Raw genomic sequence first — 25,556 nt, forward strand, 5'->3', positions numbered from 1 at the left:
CGGGATGACACCCATGTCCGCACAGGAACTCTCATGAGCGAAGTACCGCCACCCTCCACCTCGCGTCTCGACCCCCTGCACGGGGTCACCCTCAAGGCGTTGCTGACCTGGCTGGTCGACCATTACGGATTCGAGACGCTGGGCGAACTGATCCCCATCAAGTGCTTCCTGAGTGACCCCAGCATCAACTCCAGCCTCAAGTTCCTGCGACGCACGCCCTGGGCACGCGCCAAGGTCGAGGCGCTCTACATCCAGACGGCAGATCGCTATCTACATGACTGAGGCGGAGAGTGGCCACACCGCCAGGTGACGGCGCTGGCCGAACGCGACTAGGATATGCGGGCGCAACCAGAATATGCGGGCGCAACCAGGATATGCAGACGCAAAAAGAGGGGCAGCCATTGGCTGCCCCTCTTTTCCTGTCGCCACTTGCTGCTTTCACCTACCTTGGCAACGACGCCATCGCAGGCCAGTCATCCCGCGAAGGTTACTGGGCGACATCCTGCAGACTGATCCATTCGCTGCGCTCCGGCACGGGGCCGCGCTCGGACGACTTGCTCAGGTACGCTTCAAGCAGTCGACGCTGGGCAAGATCCGCCGCCGCGACGTTGCTGGACGACATGCCGGAGTCATAACCGCCATTCTGCGGGGCCATGAACATGGGACGCGACGGAGAAGCCGTCACGCCGACCTGCATCAGGCCGCCTGCAGCACTCGGTTGTGCCCACTGGGAAGCTTCGGCATTCACGGACGGCTGGCTGACCTGATGCACCGCGCCACCCTGCAGACCTGAAGCCCCGCTGGCCAGCTCCGCGCCTGAGCCGTTGAGGCTCGGTACGCCAGTGTCAGTGCCATTGAAGACCTGCACACCGGTGATCACCATCACCGCGACACCCGCCGCGATCGCGGCAGAGCCTGCGAAGGAGAAGAGGCTGCGGCGCTCGGCCACGGGTTCGGCAACCGGCGCTTCACGAGAGATCATCTCGACCTCGGCACTCACGGCCGCCGAGATATCCATGGTGAAGCTGCTCTCGCGCTCGCGGTGCATGACGCTGCGCGCAAGATGATAGCGACGCCAGGTGTCTGCCGCCTCAGGCGATTCGTCGAGCCCCTTGAGGACACGTCGCAGATCCAGCTCGTCACCCTCCGCATCCATCAGCGCGGACAGCGACTCCTTCACGGATTCGGTGGTCTTAAGATTCATGCGTAAATACCCTCACACTCGACAGGCCATCACGGGGCACAACCTGCATTTCAGACAACGAATGGCGTCATGACACGACTGGCTCGCTGCATGACTCTTGGCGGCCCGACTGAACGAACCGGCAATCTGCACACTATGATCACGCGCGCGCCAGTTCGTTCCGCGATTCATTCAGAAAACATTCACTTTTCATGCACTCTCTGAACAAGCCATTGTTTTTGATGAGTTTTCTCGACAGACAAGGATGTAGACCATCGGAGACAGATACCTGCCTGTCGGGTCCTGCTCGACCGCCAGACGCCGTCCTCAACAGTGCCCCTCTCAGTCAGCTACCGCCCCAGCTGCAGCAGGACTGAGCAGCCCCTGGATGGCCTTGTCCACCGATTCGCGAGCACGGAAGATGCGTGAGCGAACGGTCCCCACCGGGCACTGCATCACCTCGGCGATATCCTCATAGGACAGACCGTCGAACTCGCGCAGCGTGATGGCGGTGCGCAGGTCTTCCGGCAATTTCTCGATGGCATCGAACACCACCTTCTCCAGCTCGTCACGCGCCATGGCCGCTTCCGGTGTCTCGACATCCGCCAGACGTCCGGACTGATCCAGCACCTCGGCATCCCCGATGTCCAGATCCGTCCCCGGGGGACGCCGCCCCCGCGAGACCAGATGATTCTTGGCGGTATTGATGGCGATGCGATACATCCAGGTATAGAAGGCGCTCTCCGCCCGGAAATTGGGCAAGGCGCGATAGGCCTTGATGAAAGCTTCCTGGGCGACATCCTGGACTTCGGCATGATCATGCACATAACGGCTGATCAGGCCGAGAATCTTGTGTTGATACTTGTTGACCAGCAGATCGAAGGCGCGGTTATCCCCTTTCTGGGCGCGCTCGACCAGCTGCTGATCTGTCTCATTGACACTCATTCACTCGCTCCCTCCGCGGGAGTGGAGGCACCGCTAGAGACGACTCGCAAAGACGTCCCCGGGGCATCAGTACCTGATGGAAATTGCGACTCGCGCATATGGAATCCGGCCCCTTTGACATTCATGCTCATGGATGCGTCGCGCAATTCGAACAGCACACTGGCTACCTTGCACCCGTTCGGGCGACCAAAATCAACGCACAGTGTTCCTGTTTATCATTTGCACGGCAAGACACGTGGTGGCCAAAGCCACAGGTTTTCCATGCCTACGCCTGAGATGACCGTGTTTGGCGACGCTGACTCGCCCAAGTGTAACGTTTTCTTTACGACTGACTCATTGCTAGGCATGACACTCGCTCCTGATCCCTCCATTTACCTTGACAGGTGATTTATATTGCGCCAAAGCCGCTGACAAGCGTCAAAGCAGCAGATACCATGGAGCCATTCACGACTCCACTCACGGCAGGGGGACAGCCTCTGCCAGGATCTGCGCTCACGATTGCGGACCGAACAACGCTCAGGACACCGTCATGTCAGAACAGCACGTCAACAACCTCAACGTCCTGTCCCAGGATGTACTGATCACTCCGCAGGCGCTCAAGCAGGACATCCCGCTGACCGACAAGGCCGAGCAGACCGTCATCGAAGGCCGTCGCACCATCCAGCGCATTCTGGACGGCGAAGATCCGCGCCTGCTGGTGGTGGTCGGCCCCTGCTCCATCCATGACCTGGACGCCGCCCGCGACTATGCTCGCCGCCTGAAGGTGCTCGCGGAAGAGGTCAAGGACAGCCTCTACATCGTGATGCGCGTCTACTTCGAGAAGCCGCGCACCACGGTCGGCTGGAAGGGATTGATCAACGACCCGCACCTCAACGATTCCTTCGAGATCGAGGAAGGCCTGCACATCGCCCGCGGCCTGCTGGTCGAACTGGCCGAGATGGGCCTGCCGCTGGCCACCGAAGCGCTGGACCCGATCTCCCCGCAGTACCTGCAGGACTGCATCAGCTGGTCCGCCATCGGCGCGCGCACCACCGAATCCCAGACTCACCGCGAGATGGCGTCTGGCCTCTCATGCCCGGTCGGCTTCAAGAACGGCACCGACGGCTCGCTGGATGTCGCCGTCAACGCGCTGCAGTCCGTCTCCCACGGCCACAACTTCCTGGGCATCAATCAGGCCGGTCAGGTCGCGATCATCCGCACCCGCGGCAACGCCTACGGCCACGTCGTGCTGCGGGGTGGCAACGGCAAGCCGAACTATGACAGCGTCAGTGTCGCCCTGGCCGAGCAGGAACTGGCCAAGGCCGGCGTCACCGCCAACCTGATGGTCGACTGCTCCCACGCCAACTCCAACAAGGACCCGGGCCTGCAGCCGCTGGTGCTGGAAAACGTCACTCAGCAGATTCTCGAGGGCAACCGCTCCATCATGGGCCTGATGGTCGAGTCGCACATCAACTGGGGCGCCCAGAAGATCAATGCCGACCGCAGCAAGATGGAATATGGCGTTTCCATCACCGATGCCTGCATCGACTGGGCGACCACCGAAGAGACCTTCAAGACCATGGACACCAAGCTCAAGGACGCCCTGCGCGCCCGCCTCGAGCAGTCCGCCGAAGCCTGATACGCACCGGACAGGCAGACAGAAAAAGCCCCGCCGATCGGCGGGGCTTTTTTGTGGCCACTCAGTACTTGCGAATCAGTACTTGCGAATCAGCACTTGCAGATCAGTACTTGCAGATCAGGCTTGCGGCTCAGTTCTGACGTACGCCGTCAATCTCGCGCACGAAGGGCGGCAATGCCTCGATCAGCTGCTGACCGTAACGCTTGGTCAGGATGCGCCGATCCAGAATCGTGATGCGCCCCTCATCGGCCTCCTTGCGGATCAGGCGTCCGCAGGCCTGCACCAGCTTGATGGACACATCGGGCACCGCGATGCGCATGAACGGATTGCCGCCTCGCGACTCGATCCACTCTGCAAGCGTCGCACCGACCGGGTCATCCGGCACCGCGAACGGCAGCCGCGTGATCACCACATGGGTCAGGTACTTGCCGGGCAGATCGATCCCCTCGGCGAAGCTCGCCAGGCCGAAGATGATGCTGCCGCGACCACCATCCACCGCCTTGCGGTGCTGACTGAGCAGCTCGTGCTTGGGCAGGCGACTCTGGGCCAGCACCCGCTTGCGGGTCTCGTTGTCCAGCGCCTTGTTGACCGCCGCCAGCTGCCTGCGCGAACTGAACAGCACCAGCACCGCCTCGCGCACATCCAGCGCATTGACGAAATCGACGATCGCCTGCTCATGCGGGCCGGGCGGCGACGGCTCCACCGCCTCGCGTGGGATGGCCAGCACCGCCTTGCCATAATCGAACGGGCTGGGCAGTCGCTGATAGCGATAGCGATTGGCCAGACCAGCGCGCTCCTGCAGGCGCTCGAAGCGGTTGAGCGCCGTCAGGGTCGCGGACGTCAGTACCGCGCCGAAACAGGTCCCCCACAGGTGGCGCGCCAGGGTCTCCGCCGCCGAGACGGGGCTGGCCGAGACGGTCATCTCCGGTTCGCCATTGAAGCGCTCGAAGGTCAGCCAGCGCGCATGCGGCGGGCCATCCGCGGGGTCGCTCAGCCCGATGGCCTCCCACAGCGCATGGGCTTCCAGCGCACGTCCATGCAACAGGGCCACCAGCGGCAACCAGTCCTCGGCATTCTCCTTGGGCAGGCCTGTCGCCTTCTCCGGGTCCAGACTCTCGCGCAGGATATCGGCGATCTGCTCCAGCGCCCGTGACAGCTCCGCGAAGCCCTTGAGCAGATTGTGCCCCAACTCCTTGAGCGCCTCCGGTGCCTGGCCGCGCTCGAAACGATGATTGGTGGCATCATCGCCCGCCCCCTCCGGCAGGTCAGCCAGCTGGTGGCCCAACCCGAACACCTCGCCCAGCCGCGGCTCGATGTCGGCCAGCAACTCCGGCATGCGCGCCAGCAGGCGCCCGATGGTCGGCTGACTGCCCAGCGCCGCGTTCAGCTCGGTGAGCGACTTCTTGAGATTGCCCAGCCAGCGCAGCGTCTGATTGATCGGCGTGCGGTGGTGGAAGTGGTCCAGCGCCTTGTCCGGCAGGTGATGCGCCTCATCGAAGACGTAGATGCAGTCACTGGGCGAGGGCAGCACCAGCCCGCCGCCCAGCGAGAGATCCGCCAGCACCAGATCATGGTTGGCGACGATGATGTCGGCCTGCTCCAGCTGACGGCGGGCACGGAAGAAGGCGCACGCCGAGAAGTGGCTGCAGCGGCGATTGGTGCACTGGCGGTGGTCCGTGGTCAGCCGCGCCCAGTCGCGATCCTCGACCTGCAGCGGCCAGCTGTCGCGGTCCCCTGCCCACTCGCCGCTGGCATAGTCCTCGGCCATCTTGCCGGCCAGCTCCACGAAGCTGCCACCATCGCTGGCGATCATGTCGCGCTCGAACAGCGCCATGGTCGGGTTGTCCTCGACGCCTTCCAACGCCTGATCCAGCTTCTGCACGCACAGATAGCGCCGCCGCCCCTTGGCCAGCGCATAGTCGAAGGTCAGCCCCGAATGCTTCTTGAGCGCCGGCAGGTCCTGATGCATGACCTGCTCCTGCAACGCGATGGTCGCGGTGGAGACCACCAGCCGCTTGCCGCGCGCCTTGGCCACCGGCAGCGCGGAGAGCAGGTAGGCGAGCGTCTTGCCGGTACCGGTACCGGCCTCCAGCACGCAGACGTGCTCGTTGCCGAGGCGATACCCTTCCGGATTCTGCTCGATGTTGCCCAGGGTGCGTGCAATCTCGGCGATCATCAGCCGCTGTCCATAGCGCGGCGTCAGCTCAAGCCCCTCAAGCAGCTTGCGATAGGCGGTCTGGATCTCGCCCTTGAGACTGTCTTCCAGCATTGCGTGTCTCTCCTTGTGCCGAGCTGACCGCCGTGCGGCGCCCTAGCGCAAGACGGCGAACAGCCTGAGCTGTTCGCCGTCCATCACTTGCTGTCTTCTGACTGCGCTGCCGAGCCATGCCCTGATGAGTGGCATCGGTCATCCAGGCCAGACAGCCAGCATGAGCGGGGTATCACCCCCACGTCACAGCATGCCCTGTGGCGGTTGCTCGCGGGGCAGCGTTTCCTGGATGTACTCCTCGATCTCCGGCAGGGAGAACACATCCTCCTCGCCGATGAAGCTGATCAGGCTCACGTCACTGAAGCTGGCACGATGCACGTAATCTTCCGGCACCTCCGGCAGCGTGAAGTTGATGGCATGGGTGGCATCTTCCAGCGGCAGTCCCCGCCCGGCCACATCACTGACCACCAGCACCTTGAGCTTGCCGTTGCGGAAGGCGTCCTGCGCCTCGAGACGTGCCGTCTGGGTCTCAGCACCCGACATCAGCGCCACCTCGATGCCTGCCTCACGCAGAGCGGCATCGATGCGACGCACCAGCGCACGGGTATTGCCGAATACCACCACGCGCTCCAGCGCGTCCTGCTCGACGAGCTTGACCAGCAGACGCAGCTTGTCGTCGTCGCTGACGGTATAGGCCTGCACGCCCGCGTTGTCCGCCGGGATGGCGGCCGCGGCTTCATGCTCCACCGCCACCTGAGCGGCCTCATGCGTCCACTGCTCTGCCAGGCCCAGCACGTCGGAGGACAGCTCGGCGGAGAACAGCAGTGTCTGGCGCTCCTCGGCACGCGGTGTGGCGCGGATGATGCGCTTGACGTCCGGGATGAAGCCCATCGACAGCATGCGGTCGGCCTCGTCGACCACCAGCACTTCGGTCTCGGAGAGATCGACATCGCGCTTGGTATGGAAGTCCAGCAGGCGACCCGGCGTGGCGACCAGCAGGTCGACCTTGCGCTCGAGACGCTCACGCTGCTTCTGGTAGTCCATCCCGCCGACCACGCAGGCCACGGAGATGCGCGCGAATTCGGAGAATGCCTTGGCATCCTTCTCGATCTGCAGCGCCAGCTCACGGGTCGGCGCGATGATCACGGCACGCGGGGCACCCGGCTTCTGACCTTCCGGCGCCTTCTCTTCCAGGAAGTAGGCGAGCGTGGCGACCAGGAAGGCAGCCGTCTTGCCGCTGCCGGTCTGGGCGCGCCCGACCACGTCACCGCCCAGCAGCGCCTTCTCGAAGGTCTGGGTCTGGATCGGAGTGCAGTATTCGAAACCGGCCTTCTGGATGGCACGCATCAACGGCAGCGGCAGATCGAAATCGTGGAAGCGCCACTGACCGGCGACCGGCTCGACCTGGAACTGATCAAGGTTCCACTTGGACTGGGAGCGACGCGGCTTGCGGCGACGACGCTTGGGCTTTCTGGGCTTCTGGTTCGGGTCCTGCGGCTCTTGCTGAGTCTGCTCAGCGGCTGGCTGGGTCTGATCCGTCTCGCTCATGTAATCCGTTCTTTTCAAGGGTTCATATGCGACAGGCGCGGGCCGCTCTCGGAATCTCGCCACGACAGGCCACACCCGGATGGTTCGTCATGCCCAGTGGTCTCACCTGGTTCGCCTGACCCGCTTGTGACAAGCGGTCGTCTCGGGCTGCATGCGCCTTTGCCGGATTGGGAGTCATCCCGTGCCTGTCTGCTCCCCTTCGGGGGTATGCGTCTCCAGGGCCACGCAGGCCCCGGGTGCAGACATGCACGAATGCTCTCACCTGTTCTGAACGGATTCACGCATCCGGATCTCCCCTGCCCGAATGTTCGGCAGGGGCTGGAGCGGACGTCGGCCATGAGGGTCAGCTCACCTGGCATCGGTCATGTCATCGCCGCGCACAGGGAACCGACAGGCTCATGGGTCGCCACAAGGGCGGCCAGTACTGCGTGTCGGTGGAATGGTTGTCTTCTGTCATCTTCTTTGGGCCCGGCGAGGACACGCTGAACGCTTCCTGCCGGAGCGACCGGGCGGTACGTTGCAGGCCAGGTCAACGAGGCTGGCGGGTCCTGAGAGCCGTTCCCCCGGCACGGCATTCAAGCAACGTGCCGCGAAGGCAGGGTACTTGAGACATGCGTGTGGAGGGTGAGGCTTCGGATCCTGCGGCCAGTCGCGAGTCGCGCCTGCGGGTAACAACGATGATGCCGGATCATTGTACCAGCACGTGACCATCTTCGCGCCCCTGCGTGGCATCGTGATGACCCCGCCCGGGCATGGAGAAACCTCCCATCATCGTCTGCGTCCTGCAGGCGTCAGGGGAGCGGCGTGTGACATGGCGCATGGCACCTGCCCCGTGCAGGCTGGTAGAATGCCCGCCAACTGATGCGATTGCCCGCACGCCACGCCCTGACTTGCGCGTGTGCCCGAGGCTGGCGACTGCTGACACCGAACAGGAAAGCCCGAAGATGACACGCAGAAAGAAGAGCCGCTCCATCGCCGACAAGGTGCAGATTCGCACCGGCCGCCGCAAGGACTTCAAGAAGTGGCGCGCCGAGAATCCGGATCAGGTACATTCCGGACCTCGCTATGTGGCCAAGAAGAAGGATCAGCGCAAGAGCCAGGCAGCCGCCAAGCTGGAACGCATGAACGCCGCCCCGCGGCTGCCGCTGCATCCGGACGCCCCTGCCGAGCAGGACGACAAGGGCGGGAATGATGAGGGAGGCAAGGCGTGATGCGACTGGTGTCCTTCAACATCAATGGCATCCGTGCGCGTCCGCATCAGCTGGAAGCGCTGATCGAGGCGCATCAGCCGGACGTCATCGGCCTGCAGGAAACCAAGGTGCAGGACAGCGAGTTTCCCCACGCGCACATCGAGGCACTGGGATATCACGTGGTCTGGCACGGCCAGAAGGGCCACTACGGCGTCGCGATGCTGACCCGCCAGGTGCCGAAGAAGGTGCATTACGGCATGCCCGATGACAGCGAAGATGCCCAGAAGCGCATGATCGGCGTCGAGATCGACGGCCCGAACGGCGAACCGCTGATCGTCTACAACGGCTACTTCCCCCAGGGCGAGAATGTCGAGCACCCGGTGAAGTTTCCCTACAAGACGCGCTTCTATCAGCAGCTGTTCCGCCTGCTGGAAGAGGACCACACCCCCGATCAGCACGTGGTGGTGATGGGCGATTACAACATCTCGGCGACTGACCGCGACATCGGCATCGGCGAGCCCAATCGCAAGCGCTGGCTGCGCGAAGGCAAGACCAGCTTCCAGCCCATCGAGCGCGAGTGGATGGAGCGTCTCTACGCCTGGGGCCTGACGGACAGCTTCCGCCATGTGCACCCGGAAGTCGATGACCAGTTCAGCTGGTTCGACTATCGCTCGCGTGGCTTCGAGCGCGAGCCCAGACGCGGCCTGCGCATCGACCTGATCATGACCAGCCCGGGTCTGACCCCGCTGATCAAGGATTCCGGTGTCGATTACGCGCTGCGTGGCATGGAAAAGCCATCGGACCACGCGCCCGTCTGGACCGATATCGGCTGACACGCTGAGCAACGCCAGCGCGAACACGATCGCCAGATACGCAAACGCCGCCTTCCCCCGTCTCAGGACGATCAGGAAAGGCGGCGTTTTCGTTGCACTGACGGTCAGCCAGCCAGGAGTCGCGGGGGTGAGCGCCTCAGCGCTGCGCGAGTGACTTCAGCCAGTCATCGGCCCCTTCGGCGCCGCGTGCCTGCGCCTTCTTGAAGGCCTCACGCGCGGGGTCCAGCTGGTCAAGCTGACGGGCGACCACACCGCTGAGCAACCAGTGACGCGCGGAATCATCCCCGCGCTCACCGGCACTGGCCAGGGCACCGCTCGCGATATCCCAGCGCCCCCAGTCATAGGCCAGTTCCGCCAGCTGCCGAGCATCCTCGACACGGCCACTCTGCTCGGAAACCGTCGCCCACGCCGTCAACGAGTGCTCGATGTCGCGCGCCGAGGTCCAGGCCTCTGCCAGCTGACGACGCAGTACCGGCGTGTCTACCAGCAACGGCTGCCCCTCGGGAGTTGCCGACGTCGAAAGTCCCGCCTCGATCAACTCCGCGCCCCGCGCCGGCGCGCCGGCGGCCAGTTGCAGATCGATGCGCTGCTGATAGGCCTCGCGACCACTGACGATTCCCGCCGCCCAGGCGGCTTCCCAGGTACTCGCCGCACGCCGCTGCTGATTGAGACGCTGATAGAGCGCCACGGCGCGCTGCCAGTCCTGCGCATCCCGCGATTCGCCAAGTCCCTGCTCGACCAGTGCCACCGCCGCAGCATGGCGTCCCGTCTGCTGATAGACGCTGACGGCAAGTTTCAGACGATCGCCTTCTGGCGCACTCGCTCTGCTGGCGCGCTCCAGCCAGTCCTCGGCCCGCGACCACTGGCCACGGTTGGCTTCCAGGCTGACGGCCAGCCACAGATCATCGGCACTCGCCGAGCCGCCATGCAGGTACTCCGCCAGACGTGCGGTACCGGCTTCCTGCTCTCCCGCCCGCAATCTCAGCATAGCTTCGCGCCGCAGCCACTTGCGCGCCTGACTGGCATCGACGCCCGGCAACCGGCGGGCTTCGCCATAGAGTCGCGCCGCCTGGGCCTGATCCCCTTGTCTTGCCCGCGCGCTGGCGGCCAACGACAGATACAGCGCACGTACCTCGCCACGTTGCTGACGGGCTTCCCGCTCGGCACGCTCGCCGACCTCGTCGTAATCCCCCTCTTCCAACCGTGACTGGAGCGTGCGCAGCTGCCCCGCGACCTCCGCCGACACGCGCATGGCCCCATTCGCGGTGGCGACGCCCCCGACCTCCATCATCAGCATCAGACAGGTGGAGACCAGGGTCACGCGCGTCAGGCGACGCCCGCCGCGACGAATCGCCGTCATCAGACGAGCGCCGAGACCTTCAGGCGTCGCTGACTCGGCAGGCGCCTGTCGCGTGGACTGCCCGCGCGGTGAGCGCTTGGCGGAATGCTTGTCTTGGTTCGACATCGTACGGATATCCTTTGCTCCACGACTCAAGTACGTCTCAGATACGCCTCAGGCGTCATGCCTGCCATCTGCTTGCAACACCAGCTCTCTTCTACACCAGATTCGCGGCGAAGACATGAATGACAGGTACCGCTTTGCATGCGCCCGGATTGCCTCAACGCAACTGGAACTCAAGCCGTTGACGCGCCTGACGCGCTGTCTGGGCCGCCGGGAACTCCCAGCGCGCGATGGCCTTCATCGCGGCGCGATCAAAGACACCGGAAGGCTCTGCACGCACCACCCTCAGCGAACTGCCATCGACATTGCCATCCGGACGAATCACGAAGGCCACCTCGACGAAGCCCTCGATGCCACGCCGGCGTGCACGACTGGGGTACTCAGGCGCCGTGCGCAGCGTCGGGCGGGGCGAGCCCCCTTGCGCCGCGGGTGCCGGCGTCGACCTGGCCTCCGATCGAGAAGCACTGGCGGTGGCCTGGGCACTGGACTGGGCTGACGCCTGGGAGGCGGGTGCCGGGGCCGGCTTCGGCGTTGGCTTGGGTTTCGGATCCGGTTTCGGCTCCGGTTTCGGCGGACGCTTCACCTCCAGAGGCGGCAGGCTGTCATCCAGCGTCAGCTCCGGCGTTGGCGGCAGTGGTGTCTTGACCTCAGGGATCGCCACCGTGCTTGTCACCTCTGGTGACGGCATCGGTGCCGCTTTAGGCGGCGGCGGTGGCTCGGCCGGTGGTGTCGGCAAGGCCTCTGCCGGCGCCGCTTCAGGGGCGGGTGCCTCTTCAGGCGCCTGAACGGTCGAGACCGACAGCGGCTCAGGCGCCGGCGCATCGTTCACCGGCGGCGCCACCAGCAGTGCCAGGGCATAGAACAGGGCCAGCGCCAGCAGGGCTCCGCCCAGCAATCCGATCAGTCGATTGGCATACAGACGTCGCGTCATGTCATTCGCCTTTCGATGCCGCGACCGCGATGTCCTGCACTCCCGCACTGCGCAGCGCATCCATCGTCTCCACCAGCAGCCCGGTCCGCGATTGACGGTCCGCCTGGATCACCACCGGTTGGCCATCGGCCAGCTCCGCTACCGCGTCCCCGACACGGTGGGCATCCACCGGCTTGCCATCGACCCATACCGCGCCCTCGGCGGTGATCGCCACCATCACGGCCGCATCCGGACGCGCCGTGGCATGCGAGGCCTCGGGGCGCTGGATCTCGACCCCCGACTCCTTGACGAAGCTGGTGGTGACGATGAAGAAGATCAGCATGATGAAGACGACATCCAGCATTGGCGTCAGGTTGATCTCGCCGCTGTCTTCCGCGGCTTCCATGCGACGTCTACGCATGCGGTGTCTCGCTTGTATCAGAGGAATCGGAGTCAGGCGCGATGGACATGCCGCCAGGTACCTTGCCCTTGCGGGCATCATCCACGGCGCGCGCCAGGCGGTCGTGCAGGCGTTGGTCCTCACGACGCACGACACGCTCGAAACGGGTCACGAACAACAGCCCCACCACCGCCACTGCCATGCCGGCCAAGGTCGGCAAGGTGGCACGCGCAACGCCATCGGCCATCGCTCGCGCCTGGCCGGTACCGGCGATCGCCAGGGAATCGAAGACGTGGATCATGCCGGTCACGGTGCCCAAAAGGCCCGCCAGCGGGCAGATCATCACCAGCAGCTTGAGCCATGGCAACGGCGCGCGCAGGCGTGACAGCAGCTCACGGGTCAGTACCTCGCGGTGAGTGAGCGCCGACCAGCTGTGGTGCTCGCTGCGCGCCACCCAGTCGTGGATCAACTGGCGGCGCGCCGGCCGATGCACCAGCCGCCAGTAAAGGCCGCGCTCCAGCGCCAGACCGAACAGCAGCATGGCGATCAGGCAGATCACCACGATCAGAGGCCCGCCGCTATCCACCAGCCGCATGACCGGTGCCAGCGCACCGGGCAACAGGGAAGAAGAGGCCAGCGACTCAGGCATGCTCGGTTTCCCGCGTGCGGGCATTGGCCGTCGCCGCGGCGGCGGGCGCACGACGCTCGAGGTGATCCGCCAGACGCGCACTGGCACGCCCTTCCAGGCGTCCCATCAGCCCCTTCGACAGGCTCGACAGACCGGTCTGCGCGAACAGCAGCGGCACGGCGGTGATCAGACCCAGCACGGTGGTCACCAATGCCTGGGAGATGCCGCCGGCCATCAATTTCGGATCGCCGGTACCGAAGACGGTGATCGACTGGAAGGTGCCGATCATGCCGGTCACGGTGCCCAGCAGACCCAGCAGCGGCGCGATGGCCGCCAGCAACTTGACCAGTGCCTGACCACGCTCCAGCTTCGGTTGCTCGGCGAGCAGCGCCTCATCGAGACGCGCTTCCAGCGCTTCCGGCTCATGATCATGACGCATGCCTTCAAAGCGGGTCAGCACGCGGCCCAGCGGGTTGTCATCCTTGAGCTGGGTCAGATCCGCTTCCTGACGCTTGACCGCGCGCCGCGTGGCCGTCAGGCGCACCAGCTGGATCAGCGCGATGATCAGCCCCAGCACGCCAAGCCCGACGATCACGTAACCGACCGCCCCGCCCTGCTTGAGTCGCTCGGTCAGCCCCGGCGCACGTGACAGGGCGCGGGTGACATCACCCCCGGTGGGATCGAAATCGAGTCGATCGGTATCGCCGGCATTGAACGCCGCCAGCTGATCACGCATGGTCGCCGGCGTCTTGCTGGCAAGGCCGAGACTTTCCAGTGCGCTTGCACCATCCACGGCCTTGTCATCGGACAACGGTGAGAGCAGCAGATCGCCACTGAAGGCCATCTGCTCGCCGACACGCACGATCTCGCGTGGCTTGATGCTGCCATCGGCACCGGCCAGCGGAGCCTTGAAACGCAGCGCACGGCCACTTTCGCGGGCGATGCTGCCGATGTCGGCCGTCAGGGCCGCAAGTCGCTCACGACCGGGCACTTCATCCCGCGGACCAAGGTCCGGCAGTCGGGCCTGCCCACCGGCCAGCAACCAGTTGCCGGCCACCCCTTCACGGACTTCCCGCGCATGCTTGCGCGCCACCGTGAAGACCTGGCCGAGATCCCCCTGCTGCGCCTGGCGCTCGTCATCCAGGCCGCTGAGGGTCGCCTGCTGCTGCTTCGCTTCGGCTTCAAGGGTCTCGCGCTTCTCGCGCAGGCTGTCACGTTGCGCCTCGGCCTTGGCCACGGCCGCCTTGAGCGCTTCACTGTCCGACAGCAACGTCTCCAGGCGTGTCTGATCGCGACCTTCCGCCTGACTGGCCGCCTGCTCGAACTGCTCGACGCTCAGTGCCTGTGCCGCGGAGCCGGTCACGGCATGTGCCGGCAGCGCGCTCATGCCGAGCACGCCAAGCAGGCTCACGCCGAGCCACCCGCGCTTGAGTGCGCCAGACATCGACAGTCGCGGGAATGTCTTGTGCATCATGGACATCAGCTGGACTCCTGCGCGGACGGGGTAGACGAAGCGGCATTGGAGACAGCCTGACGAGAGGCGTCGAGCTCCACGTTTTCCACCGGGACGGACAGCGGCAAGGTGAGCAATGACGGTGCCTGCTGGTCACGCGCCATGCTGATTCCCTGGCGCAGCTCGCTCAGCGCACTGTCATCCAGTACCTGCCAGCTGTCATTCTGCGTCTTCCATGCCCCGCCGTGCTGGCCATCCAGCGTCAGGTAATAAAGCCCCACGCGGCCGACACGCAGATATTGCACCTCGGTGTCCTCCGCACCGATCAGCCCCGCACGCCAGGTATCCAGGCCCTGGCCGTAGCTCAGCTCCTGCTGCCAGGCATTGAGCAGCTGATCGAGGCGCTCGTCATTGGTGAGACTGGCGTTGGACAGGTTGTCGCGCAGCCGTGCGACACGCGCCAGACGCTCTTCCTTCAGGAAGGGCAGGTCCTGCTCGATGAACGCTTCCAGCTCATTGACCTGCTCACGCAGCAGGCCCGGCAAGGACTCGCGGGTGGCCTCGAGATTCTCGAGCGCCGTGCGCTGACGCTCGATTCGCGCGGCACGGTCGGCATTGAGCGGGGTCAGTTCCGCGGTATAGCTTTCCAGACGCGCCGCTTCCTGACGCGCCTCGCGCAGCCTCACCAGCAATTCGCGGGTCTCGTCGTCAGCCGCGTCGATGCGCGACTGCAACTCCCCCTGAGTCTGCTGATGACTCGCCGCACTGTCACGCAGCGTCTGTGCATGAACCGGCAGACTCGTGGCACACAGAGGCACCATCAGCGCCAGCGCGGGCAGCATGCCGCCAAACGCGCGCGCCCTCGGGAAAGAGAAAGAAGTGGAACGCCGCACGGACATCTCCTGAAGAACAAGACTGGGTTGCATCCTCGGTCACTGGCCATGCTGCCAGAGAGTCGCGAGTGGAAATGCAAATCACTGGCAGGGACGGTATTACAAACAAGAACAATTATCAATTGATCTCGATCCGCACTCGCCTCCATCTCTGCAATGCCGCGTTGCAGGCTTTCCCCTCGCGTGCCGACGCTCACGCAGAGCCTGTCAGATGTCATGCCCTCGGGATGCCATGCAGGCAGACGCCATGACGTGAGGATGTCTGATCCGGGCACAAAAAAAACGCGACCCGCCGAAGCGGGTCGCGTTTTCTGCTCATCTCCGGTCCGGGTGTCCGGTGCCGGATGAGAGGTCAGCGCACTGTCTTACAGCTTGCCTTCCAGCTCCGGCAGCACCTCGAACAGATCACCGACCAGACCGTAGTCCGCAACCTGGAAGATCGGCGCCTCATCATCCTTGTTGATCGCGACGATGACCTTGGAGTCCTTCATGCCCGCCAGGTGCTGGATCGCACCGGAGATGCCGACGGCAATGTACAGGTCCGGGGCAACGATCTTGCCGGTCTGACCGACCTGCATGTCGTTGGGCACGAAACCGGCATCCACGGCGGCACGTGAGGCACCGATGGCGGCGCCCAGCTTGTCGGCGATGCCGTCGAGCAGAGCGAAGTTCTCACCGTTGCCCATGCCGCGGCCACCGGAGATCACCACCTTGGCAGCACCCAGCTCCGGACGCTCGCTCTCGGCCAGCGTCTCGTTGACGAAGCTGGAGACACCGGCATCCTCGACGACATCCACCGCCTCGATGGCCGCCTGGCCGTCAGCCGCCACCGGGTCGAAGCCGGTGGCACGCACGGTGATCACCTTCAGGACGTCGTCACTCTTGACGGTCGCGATGGCGTTGCCGGCATAGATCGGACGCAGGAAGGTATCGGCACTCTCGACCGCGATGATCTCGGAAATCTGTGCGACGTCCTTCAGCGCTGCCACGCGCGGCATGAAATTCTTGGCCGTGGTGGAAGCACCCGACAGCACATGGCTGTAGTCGTCCGCCAGCGCCACGACCAGCGCCGAGACATTCTCCGCCAGCTGATGGGCGTAGACCGCGTTGTCCGCCACGCGCACGCGCTTGACGCCGGCAAGCTTCGCGGCCTGCTCGGCAACGCTCCCGACACCTTCCCCCGCGACGAGAACATCGATATCGCCACCGATGGCGCTGGCAGCTGCTACCACACTGGCAGTGGTACCTGTCAGCTGGCCATCGTGATGATCGGCAATGACGAGAATGCTCATGAGATCACCTTTGCTTCATTCTTGAGTTTGTCCACCAGCTCATCGACGGAGCCGACCTTGACGCCACCCTGGCGCTCGGCCGGCGGCGTCACCTTGACCAGCGTGACCTTCGAGGCCGTGGAGACACCCAGCTCTTCCGGCGTCTTGACGTCCAGCGGCTTCTTCTTGGCCTTCATGATGTCCGGAAGCTTGGCGTAGCGCGGCTCGTTGAGGCGCAGGTCCGTGGTGACCACCGCCGGCAGGCTGAGCTTGACGGTTTGCAGCCCCCCGTCGATCTCACGAGTGACGTTGACGCTCTCGCCGTCGACCACCACCTCGGAGGCGAAGGTGCCCTGCCCCATGCCGGTGAGCGCCGCCAGCATCTGGCCGGTCTGGTTGTTGTCGGCATCGATGGACTGCTTGCCGAGAATCACCAGACCAGGCTGCTCTTCCTCGACCACCTTGGCCAGCAGCTTGGCCACTGCCAGAGAGTCGACGGCGTCATCGGTCATCACCTGCACGGCGCGATCTGCCCCCAGCGCCAGCGCGGTACGCAGCTGTTCCTGGGCGGCCTTCGGCCCGATGGTCACGGCCACGACCTCGGTCGCCACGCCTTTTTCCTTCAGGCGTACCGCTTCTTCCACGGCAATCTCGCAGAAGGGGTTCATGGCCATCTTGACGTTGGTCAGATCCACGTCAGACTGATCCGCCTTGACGCGAATCTTGACGTTGTAATCGATGACGCGTTTCACCGCGACGAGTACTTTCATGGTGTCCTCGCTGATCTCTCATGGAGCGAGAGGCTGCTCGAGGCGCCCCCGCTCGATTCATGCAAGCGTTTGATAGGTGAATATCATCCAAAATAGGTCGTGCTGACAAGCACCGCGTCACGGCACCCCATCCCACGACCCGGAGGCATGCTGCCTGCTGCTGGCGAACGCTGCTCGCCGGCCGTTGACAACCGGCCCTGATGGCAACGGATCATCATTCTCATGGGGGCATCTTGCGCAGAATTGGGGGTCGGGGTCAAACCGGAAAGCCACCATCCGGGTGCCCGGACATGAAACCCGTCAGGCGATATCCTGCAACACGCCGTGTGGCTATTACGTCAGACCCAAGCATAATAAACAAACGGTCGTTTTAAATGCTACTGTTGCGGCATGCTATGCGGCTGCCTTGCGCATGACAGCTCGCCACGACGGGATGGGAGCCATATCCTTCACTGTCGACACGACGAGCACAGCATCGTTTTTTGCTTTGGCGAGCCACCGCCCTGACGCGCGCCGCCGAAGATCAATAGCCCTGCGATCAGCAACGACTGATCGTGATACGCCCACCCCGCCGGATCCGCGGGGCCTGATACAGGGCATCAAGATTGAGGAGACGGGTCATGGAACGCGAATTCATGGATTTCGACGTCGTCATCGTCGGTGCCGGGCCTTCCGGCCTGTCGGCGGCCTGTCGACTGATGCAGCAGGCCAATGAGGCGGAGCACGAACTGACGGTCTGCGTGGTCGAGAAAGGCTCTGAAGTCGGCGCCCATATCCTGTCAGGCGCAGTGCTGGAGCCACGCGCACTCACCGAACTCTTCCCCGACTGGGCCGAGCGCGGCGCGCCGCTCAATACCGCCGTGACCCGTGATGAAGTCGTGCTGCTCAAGGATGACCAGAAGGCACAGGTCATCCCCAATGCACTGGTTCCCAAGACCATGCACAACGATGGCAACTACATCATCAGCGCCGGCAACCTGACCCGCTGGCTGGGCGAGCAGGCCGAGGAACTGGGCGTCGAGATCTTCCCGGGCTTCGCCGCTCAGGAAGTGCTGCACGGAGAAGATGGCACGGTGCGCGGCATCGTGGTCGGCGACATGGGCGTGGCCGCCGATGGCAGTGAAAAGGATGGCCACATGCCGGGCATGGAACTGCGCGGCAAGTACACCCTGTTCGCCGAGGGCTGCCGCGGGCATCTGGGCAAGCAGCTGATCTCGCGCTTCTCTCTCGACAAGGACGCCGATGCCCAGCATTACGGCATCGGCCTCAAGGAGCTGTGGGATGTCCCGGCCGAGCAGCATCAGCCGGGGCTGGTAGTCCACGGCAGTGGCTGGCCGCTCAAGGGCAACGCCGAAGGTGGCTTCTTCCTCTATCACACCGATGACCAGCAGGTGGTGGTCGGGCTGATCGTCGATCTCGCCTACGACAATCCGTGGCTGTCGCCCTTCGATGAATTCCAGCGCATGAAGCAGCACCCGACCCTGGCTCGGCACCTCGAAGGCGGCAAGCGGGTCTCCTACGGTGCACGCGCCATCGCCAAGGGTGGCCTCAACTGCCTGCCGAAGATGAGCTTCCCGGGTGGCCTGCTGATCGGCTGTGATGCCGGTACGCTCAACTTCGCCAAGATCAAGGGCCTGCACACCGCGATGAAGTCCGGCATGCTGGCGGCGGAGAGCGTGTTCGCCGCCATCAAGAGCGGCGATGAAGGTGGCGAGGACCTCGTCGACTTCGGCAAGCGCTTCCAGGACAGCTGGGCCCATGAGGAGCTGGATGCCTCGCGCAGCTTCGGCCCGGCGATGCACAAGTACGGCACCTTCCTCGGTGGCGCCTACAACTTCCTCGACCAGCTGATGGGCGGCCGACTGCCGACCCTGCATGACGCCACCCCGGACTACGCGCGCATGCGCCCGGCGGATGAATGCACGAAGATCGAGTATCCCAAGCCGGACGGCAAGCTGTCCTTCGACAAGCTGTCCTCGGTGTTTCTCTCCAACACCAATCACGAGGAAGACCAGCCGTGTCACCTGCGTCTGGCAGACCCGGCGCTACCGGTGCGTGACAACCTGCCGCGCTTCGCTGAGCCGGCCCAGCGCTACTGCCCCGCCGGGGTCTACGAGATCATCGAGGAAGCCGGTGAGCCGCAGTTCCAGATCAACTTCCAGAACTGCGTGCACTGCAAGACCTGTGACATCAAGGACCCGGCGCAGAACATCACCTGGGTCGCCCCGGAAGGTGGCGGTGGCCCCAACTATCCGAACATGTGACCCATCGCTGCCCGCCAGCTGACAACGCCGCCGTGGCCCTGCCGCGGCGGCGTTGTCATTTCTGGCCTCCCGTACGGAGCTGCTCCGTGGACCGCTGCGCGGTCCGCTTCAGCAGGGAGATGTCGCGCTCTCACGAGGGCGCTTCTTGTGTTATTCCAAAACAGTCTCAAATACTTCATTGATATAACTTTCCATGGATAGCACATTAGCCATCCTTGATTTCACTCACTCCAACGGGGTCAGACGGCGCAGCACCCGAGCGTCGACTCGCCTCTTCCTGACTTCCCTTGCTTCGGAGCCACCATGTCCGTCACTCGTCAGATACTGCTCGCCCTGGGGCTGGGTATCCTCAGCGGCCTTGCCCTGAACGCCGGAGCAGGTGCCTTGCCCGAGGGCAGTGTCGCCTGGCTCGACGCCAACCTGCTGACGCCGGTAGGCCAGATCTTCCTGCGTCTGCTGCAGTTCGTGGTGGTACCGATGGTCTTCGGTGCCCTCATCCTCAGCCTGACCAGTCGCGAAGGCGGTGCTGACGTGGGCCGCCATGCCGGGCGTCTGCTGGGCAGCTACGTGATCACCAGCGCCGTGGCGCTGACGCTGGGCATGCTGGTCGCTCATTGGCTCAGCCCGGGCAGCGGTGCCGAGAGCCTGGTGGACTCGGCGCCTGAAGGCCGCAACGCCGACAGCATCGCCCAATGGCTGGTGGGCCTGGTGCCCAACAACCCCTTCACGGCGCTGGGTGGCGGCGGCCTGCTGCAGGTCATCTTCGCAGCCGCCTTGATCGGGCTGGCGATGCGTGCCCTGCCGGAAGAAAGCGCGCCGCTGCATCGCGTGATCGAAAGCGGCTACACCGTCAGCCTCAAGGTACTGTCCTTCGTGCTCAAGCTGGCCCCGCTTGGTGTCTTCGCGCTGATCACCTCGGTGATCGCCACCCAGGGGCTGGATCTGCTGATGCGGCTGGGCATGTACGTGATCGGTCTGATCATCGCGCTGGCCTTGATGGCACTGCTCTATCTGGTGCTGCTGGCCGTGACCGGTGCCCGCCCGCTGGCCTTCATGCGCCACTTCGGCCAGAGCCTGGGCTTCGCCTTCGGTACCGCCAGTTCCGGTGCCACCCTGCCGCTGGCGCTGGGCAATGCGCGCGACTACGGCATGCAGGAATCTCTGGCCAGTTTCGCGCTGCCCTTCGGTACCGCGCTCAAGCGTGATGGCGCCGCCGTGCTGCAGGGCTTCAATGCGTTGTTCGCGGCGCAGCTGTTCGGTATCGACGTCACGACGTCACTGGTGATCACCGTCTTCACCACCGGTCTGCTGGTCAGCTTTTCCACGGCGGGCGTGCCGGGTGCCGGGCTGGTCGCGATGACCACCGTGCTGGGCGCGGCGGGTCTGCCGCTGGAGGGCGTGGCCGTGGTCGCCGGCGTCGACCGCTTCACCGACGGCCTGCGCACCGCCCTCAACGTGATGGGCAACTGCGCCAACGCTGCCCTGCTGGAGCGCTTCGAGTCGCGCAAGCCTGCCGCGGAGCCCAAGACGCCAGCCTGAGCGCGCACGGAAAGCGCGCCCCACAAACGACAACGCCCGCCAGAGGTTTCTCTGGCGGGCGTTGTCGTTTCGGCAATATCCGTGTCGGGCTTGCCTGAATGCTACCCTTCGCTGGCCTCGCCGGTGGCGACCGGGCGTTCGGCGTCACTGATCCAGTCACTCCAGGAGCCGGCGTACAGACGCGGCAGCGGCAGTCCCGCGATCGCGAAGGCCAGGATATTCTGACAGGCGCTGATGCCGGAACCGCAATAGGCGATCACGGCGCTGTCATCCGGCAATGTCCGGCGCAGCTCGCGCATCAGGCTCATGCGGTCCTTGAAGCGACCATTGGCCTCGAGATTGCCGGGGGTCGGGCGACACAGGGCGCCGGGGATATGGCCGGCCACCGGGTCGACCGGCTCCTGCTCACCGCGAAAGCGCGCTTCACCACGGGCATCCAGCAGCACCGCCTGACTGTCCACCTCCTCGGCAGTGACCAGCAGGCTGTCGTCAAAGCTCGGCTGCCAGTCACTGGGCTCGGAGGTCACTGGCTGGGAGGGAGCGCGCTTGAGCTCGCCCATGGCCTGATTCCAGGCCTGGATGCCGCCATCCAGAACACGCACATCCGGATGCCCGGCCCAGGTCAGCATCCACCACAGGCGCGCCGCCGCCATCTGGCCGCCCATGTCGTCATAGACCACCACCTGTTGCTCGGGCGTGATGCCGAGACGGCGAAACAGCTCGGCTGTCGCCTGGTGCGACGGCAGTGGATGACGACCGCCCACGCCGTCCTCGCGCACGGGCGCAGAGAGATCACGTTCCATATCGACATGGATGGCCCCCGGCAGGTGCCCTTCACGCCACATCCGCTCGCCCGCCTCGCCATCCTCGAGGCGAGCGCGGCAATCCAGTACCACGGGGGACTTGAGCCCTGCCATCGCCAGCTGGGTCACCAGCTGACTGGCGTCGATCAAGGGTGCCTGCCGCTGGTCCGGGGCCAGCAACGATGAGGTGGAGACGGAGGCTGCCGCCAGTGCGGCAGGATCGGGATACTGGGCCATGGGAACTCCTTTCCAGCGGACGGTGACGCCATGAAGGCATGATGGCCCTCACGTCGATGATTGGCAATCGCGCACCTTGCCACCCTGGGCGTCTGGTCTTACAGAGCGGACAGTGGCGCACGCGAGGCGATCAGGCGTCGCTTGCTGCCATCGGCAAAGCGCACTTCGACCAGCGGATTGGTGTCATTGCCGGACACCTCTTCGATCACGCCCTCGCCAAAGGTGTCATGAGCGACACGCTGCCCCACCTTCCAGCCACCGACGCTTTGCAGCACGCCAGACACCTCGCTGCGAGGCGAGGATGACGTGCGGGAATGACGGCCCCCGGAACGAGGCTGACGCCGGCTGGATGCGGCGTCAGCGGTCTTGCCTACGCCACCGGGCTTGCTCTGTTGCTCGGCCCTGGGCCTGGGCGAGGCCTCAAGCGTCGGCGGCGTGATGCCATGACGTACCAACGGCAGGCGCGCCAGATAGGCCTCGCCAAGGGCTGGCGCGCTCACGCGCAGGGTCTCGGTACTTTCAGAGGGCGCCTCGCGACTGGATGCGTCACCCTCACCGGCCTGCTGGCGAGCGAGCTTGGCACGCTTGCCCGCACCGTGAATCCAGTCACCGAGGCGGGAGCAGTCCTCCACGCACAGTTCCGCCAGGAAGCGACTCGGCGCATGGGTCCCGCCATCCCGCCACAGATGCAGCTGTTCACGAGCACGGGTCACGCCGACATAGCACAGACGTCGCTCTTCCTCGAGGCGCTCCGGTGACAGCGGGTTGTCGCGCGAGTAGGCCGGGAAGTCCTCTTCGTTCATGCCCCAGAGGCCTACCAGCGGCCATTCCAGCCCCTTGGCGCCATGGACCGTGGTGATCAGCACACCATCGGCGGCATCCTCGACCGGATTGCGCAGCAGGTTGACGAAGGCCTCGGGGTCGTTGGCAAGCTCCCCCGCCTGCTCGATCAGCACGTCCAGCAGACGCACGTCCTCCTCGCCCTTGTCCCGTCGGGCCGCGGCCCGTCTCAGCACCTTGTCGGCTTCCAGCTCATCGACCACGTGCCGCAGCAGCCGCGCGGGAGCCCAGTCGCCCAGCGAAGGGAGATCACACAACAGCTTCCAGCGCTTGTGCAGGTTGCGGCGCTGCAGCGGCTTGAGCCCTTCGAGAATCGGGTCTTCCTTGCGCGGCCAGCGCTGGCTGTCGGCCAGTTGCTGACACAGACGCTCGAGACGCTCGCGCGCGACGAAGGCGGTGGGCTGGGTGAACAGCAACATCAGATGCGCCGGGTCACGCAGCCGCGTGGCGTCACGCGCAAGCTCCAGATAGCCTGCCAGCGCCTGCACCAGTGGCAGGCGGAACACGAAGCGATCGCCCTGCCCGAGACGGAAGGGAATCCCGGCCTTCAGCAACTGCAGCTGCACCGGCACCGACAGCGCCCAGCTGCGCACCAGCACGGCGGCCTCGGCACCGCTGCGCCCCGACTCACGCCAGGCGGTCAGCGCCGCGACCAGACTGGCGGCCCCCTGCCCTTCGAACAACCGCGTCGGCGGTGTGCCGGGTGCAGCCAGACACAGCTGATCCGGGCGGCGCGCATTGGCGGCGATCGCGTGATTGGCCGCCAATGCCAGACGATGGCCATGGCGAAAGGTGTAACTGAGCGGGAAGTCCAGCGGGGACGGGAAACTCTCGGCGAAACGCGTCAGCATGTAATCAGGGCGGGCGCCACGCCACTCATAGATGCACTGGTTGGCGTCACCTACCGCCATGACTTCTGCCACGGTGCTGGATGATTCGCCGGTGACTGCCGGCGAGGAAGCCGCAGTGGACGGCGCACCGGCCAGCAGCGCCAGCATGCGCTGCTGCGCCTCATTGATGTCCTGATACTCATCGATGATGACGTGCTGCAGATGCCCCTGGATGCGCGCACGGGTCTCCGGCTCCTTCTCCAGCTGACGCAGCGGCCGATAGAGCAGATCGGCATAGGTCATCTGGCCATGCTGCTCGAGCAGCTGCTCAAGCTGGGCGAAGGACTCGACGAAGTGACCGGTGTGCTCACCAAGGTTCATGCGCTCGTACAGCAGCGTCGGTTCACACATCTCGGCCTTGACCAGATCACAGAACTGGGCAAGCGCTTCGAGACGCTCACCTTCCAGTGCCGCCTCACGATCGGCGCGGTCGGCATCGCCCAGGGCACGCTGGGCGGCCTGCTTGAGCAACCGCTCCAACGCCCAGTCCTGCTGGATCAGCTCGCGCGGCGCCAGACTCCCCCAGCGCACCAGGGTAGTGGTCAGGCGATGACCGATGGAGTGAAAGGTGCGGACATCCGGCAGGCGTGTGCCCGGTGGCGCCGACTGCGCCAGCTTGGCGACGAAGTCCTCGCGCGCCGAGCGGTTGAACATCAGCACCAGAATCCGCTGCGCCGGAATGCCTTCCGCCAGCAGACTCAGCACTCGCGCCACCAGCGTGGTGGTCTTGCCAGACCCTGCCACCGCCGCGACCCGTGCGTGTCGTCCGCGATGTGCCACCACGGCACGCTGCTGATCCGTCAGCCGTTGCGTCAGCTGGCCGACGGCGTGCGCGAGCGGCGAGACCGGTTCCGCACCGCCGGTGGCGACATCATCTGGCGTGACACCGATGGCCTCGACAGGGGTATCAGGCGCGACTGGCGGGAGAGTAGAAGACATGAAGACCTGCAATGGCTGACGAGGGACGGCAAGGATGCCATGCGTCGTTGATGAATACGGTTCAGGCGGCGCTGCCGCGGGCGAGACCAGGTGACTCAGGTGTCGAGGTCACGGGCACTCAGTACGCCGAGCATCTGCCAGTGGCCGTCGCTCACGAAGCCCAGTGCCTGATCGCCATTGCCCAGCTCGCGCATCTCGGCCTCTCCCAGCAGACGATAGTAGAGATTGCGATGCAGACGAGCGGCGAGTCCGAAGCGCACCGGCGCTTCCGGCAACCACAGGCCATCCGGTGTCTCGCTGAGCGTCAGACGGGTATCCCCTTCCAGTCGCACGATATCACCCTGGTCGGTGACCAGCTGCCAGATGTCCGGCTGAGGCTGAGGCTCAGCCTCTCCGAGTGCTGCCTGTCCAGGCTGTGTCTGATCAGGTTTAGACTCGACACGAGAGCAATCCACCGCCAGGAAGGGGCGATCCTCGACCTGGATGGTGACCTTCTCCGCCGGCGTGACCAGGCAGTAGCTGCCATCGGGTTCGCGCCGCATGACCCGCGACAGCATGTGCACCAGCTGTGCACGACCGATCGGCGTGCCTTCATGCACCCAGCGACCATCGGCGCGGATGACGAGATCCATCTCGCCGCAGTGCTCCGGGTGCCAGGTCTCCACCGGTGGCAGTGGCCCATCCTTGCCGGCCCTGTCGTCCAATCGAGTGAGAATGGCGGCTGGATTCAT

Annotated in this window: 21 protein-coding genes; 6 read left to right on the plus strand and 15 right to left on the minus strand. The window is 64.8% G+C overall.

Annotation, left to right across the window (positions count from 1 at the left end; all coding sequences use genetic code 11):
• Positions 1-33 precede the first annotated feature (33 nt).
• Entirely contained in the window at positions 34-282 is a 249-nt protein-coding gene (locus ACZYGA_RS04665) for a VF530 family protein (RefSeq protein ID WP_479398475.1), read from the plus strand.
• Between the two features lie 205 nt (positions 283-487).
• Here ACZYGA_RS04665 and ACZYGA_RS04670 read toward each other — a convergent pair whose 3' ends face one another.
• Positions 488-1,204, minus strand: a complete 717-nt coding sequence (locus tag ACZYGA_RS04670) for a sigma-E factor negative regulatory protein (RefSeq protein WP_077372155.1) — start codon at positions 1,202-1,204, stop codon at positions 488-490.
• A 321-nt stretch (positions 1,205-1,525) separates the two neighbouring features.
• Positions 1,526-2,128 carry an RNA polymerase sigma factor RpoE gene (gene rpoE / locus ACZYGA_RS04675; protein WP_077372152.1) on the minus strand — a complete coding sequence of 201 codons (603 nt, stop codon included), beginning with the start codon at positions 2,126-2,128 and terminating at the stop codon, positions 1,526-1,528.
• Between the two features lie 529 nt (positions 2,129-2,657).
• Between rpoE and ACZYGA_RS04680 the strand changes: the two genes are divergently transcribed.
• Positions 2,658-3,746, plus strand: a complete 1,089-nt coding sequence (locus tag ACZYGA_RS04680; RefSeq protein ID WP_077372149.1) for a 3-deoxy-7-phosphoheptulonate synthase — start codon at positions 2,658-2,660, stop codon at positions 3,744-3,746.
• A gap of 130 nt (positions 3,747-3,876) precedes the next feature.
• Here the strand turns inward: ACZYGA_RS04680 and dinG are convergent, their stop codons facing one another.
• Entirely contained in the window at positions 3,877-6,015 is a 2,139-nt protein-coding gene (gene dinG, locus ACZYGA_RS04685) for an ATP-dependent DNA helicase DinG (protein WP_479398479.1), read from the minus strand.
• Between the two features lie 183 nt (positions 6,016-6,198).
• Positions 6,199-7,503 (minus strand): DEAD/DEAH box helicase, encoded by a 1,305-nt coding sequence (locus tag ACZYGA_RS04690; protein ID WP_479398483.1) that lies wholly within the window; start codon positions 7,501-7,503, stop codon positions 6,199-6,201.
• Positions 7,504-8,447: 944 nt separating this feature from the next.
• On the opposite strand from ACZYGA_RS04690, the gene ACZYGA_RS04695 reads away from it, so the two are divergent.
• Entirely contained in the window at positions 8,448-8,714 is a 267-nt protein-coding gene (locus ACZYGA_RS04695; RefSeq protein WP_479398486.1) for a hypothetical protein, read from the plus strand.
• The gene (xthA, locus tag ACZYGA_RS04700; protein WP_479398620.1) at positions 8,714-9,526 is read left to right on the plus strand and encodes an exodeoxyribonuclease III; all 813 of its coding nucleotides are present in this window, start codon (positions 8,714-8,716) and stop codon (positions 9,524-9,526) included. The genes ACZYGA_RS04695 and xthA overlap by 1 nt, the downstream gene beginning before the upstream one ends.
• Positions 9,527-9,662: 136 nt before the next feature.
• Here xthA and ACZYGA_RS04705 read toward each other — a convergent pair whose 3' ends face one another.
• From ACZYGA_RS04705 to ACZYGA_RS04740, 8 genes are all read right to left on the minus strand, one after another.
• Complete coding sequence (locus ACZYGA_RS04705; protein ID WP_479398488.1) at positions 9,663-10,991, minus strand: hypothetical protein; 1,329 nt, start codon at positions 10,989-10,991, stop codon at positions 9,663-9,665.
• 154 nt (positions 10,992-11,145) lie between these two features.
• Positions 11,146-11,919, minus strand: coding sequence for an energy transducer TonB (locus ACZYGA_RS04710; protein WP_479398491.1), 774 nt, complete (start codon positions 11,917-11,919; stop codon positions 11,146-11,148).
• A 1-nt stretch (position 11,920) separates the two neighbouring features.
• Complete coding sequence (locus tag ACZYGA_RS04715) at positions 11,921-12,319, minus strand: ExbD/TolR family protein (RefSeq protein WP_077372126.1); 399 nt, start codon at positions 12,317-12,319, stop codon at positions 11,921-11,923.
• Positions 12,312-12,947 (minus strand): MotA/TolQ/ExbB proton channel family protein, encoded by a 636-nt coding sequence (locus tag ACZYGA_RS04720; protein WP_077372123.1) that lies wholly within the window; start codon positions 12,945-12,947, stop codon positions 12,312-12,314. Before ACZYGA_RS04720 ends, ACZYGA_RS04715 begins: the two co-directional genes overlap by 8 nt.
• Positions 12,940-14,406 carry a MotA/TolQ/ExbB proton channel family protein gene (locus ACZYGA_RS04725; RefSeq protein WP_479398492.1) on the minus strand — a complete coding sequence of 489 codons (1,467 nt, stop codon included), beginning with the start codon at positions 14,404-14,406 and terminating at the stop codon, positions 12,940-12,942. Before ACZYGA_RS04725 ends, ACZYGA_RS04720 begins: the two co-directional genes overlap by 8 nt.
• Positions 14,406-15,272: a DUF3450 domain-containing protein gene (locus ACZYGA_RS04730; protein ID WP_167593047.1), complete on the minus strand. Its 867-nt coding sequence runs from the start codon at positions 15,270-15,272 to the stop codon at positions 14,406-14,408. The genes ACZYGA_RS04725 and ACZYGA_RS04730 overlap by 1 nt, the downstream gene beginning before the upstream one ends.
• A gap of 365 nt (positions 15,273-15,637) precedes the next feature.
• Positions 15,638-16,564, minus strand: a complete 927-nt coding sequence (locus ACZYGA_RS04735) for an electron transfer flavoprotein subunit alpha/FixB family protein (RefSeq protein ID WP_084209126.1) — start codon at positions 16,562-16,564, stop codon at positions 15,638-15,640.
• Entirely contained in the window at positions 16,561-17,313 is a 753-nt protein-coding gene (locus tag ACZYGA_RS04740) for an electron transfer flavoprotein subunit beta/FixA family protein (RefSeq protein WP_077372115.1), read from the minus strand. The genes ACZYGA_RS04735 and ACZYGA_RS04740 overlap by 4 nt, the downstream gene beginning before the upstream one ends.
• A gap of 620 nt (positions 17,314-17,933) precedes the next feature.
• On the opposite strand from ACZYGA_RS04740, the gene ACZYGA_RS04745 reads away from it, so the two are divergent.
• Together ACZYGA_RS04745 and ACZYGA_RS04750 are read left to right on the plus strand one after the other, a co-directional pair.
• Positions 17,934-19,577, plus strand: a complete 1,644-nt coding sequence (locus tag ACZYGA_RS04745) for an electron transfer flavoprotein-ubiquinone oxidoreductase (RefSeq protein ID WP_479398493.1) — start codon at positions 17,934-17,936, stop codon at positions 19,575-19,577.
• Positions 19,578-19,880: 303 nt separating this feature from the next.
• Positions 19,881-21,116: a dicarboxylate/amino acid:cation symporter gene (locus tag ACZYGA_RS04750; RefSeq protein WP_479398494.1), complete on the plus strand. Its 1,236-nt coding sequence runs from the start codon at positions 19,881-19,883 to the stop codon at positions 21,114-21,116.
• 101 nt (positions 21,117-21,217) lie between these two features.
• Here ACZYGA_RS04750 and ACZYGA_RS04755 read toward each other — a convergent pair whose 3' ends face one another.
• The 3 genes from ACZYGA_RS04755 to ACZYGA_RS04765 all read right to left on the minus strand — a co-directional run bounded on the left by ACZYGA_RS04755 (position 21,218) and on the right by ACZYGA_RS04765 (position 25,556).
• On the minus strand, positions 21,218-22,156 hold the full coding sequence (locus ACZYGA_RS04755) for a sulfurtransferase (protein WP_479398495.1): 939 nt from the start codon (positions 22,154-22,156) through the stop codon (positions 21,218-21,220).
• A gap of 98 nt (positions 22,157-22,254) precedes the next feature.
• Positions 22,255-24,825: an ATP-dependent helicase gene (locus ACZYGA_RS04760; RefSeq protein WP_479398497.1), complete on the minus strand. Its 2,571-nt coding sequence runs from the start codon at positions 24,823-24,825 to the stop codon at positions 22,255-22,257.
• A gap of 95 nt (positions 24,826-24,920) precedes the next feature.
• Positions 24,921-25,556 (minus strand): DUF1285 domain-containing protein, encoded by a 636-nt coding sequence (locus ACZYGA_RS04765; RefSeq protein WP_479398498.1) that lies wholly within the window; start codon positions 25,554-25,556, stop codon positions 24,921-24,923.

Source organism: Cobetia sp. BL01 (assembly GCF_056493605.1).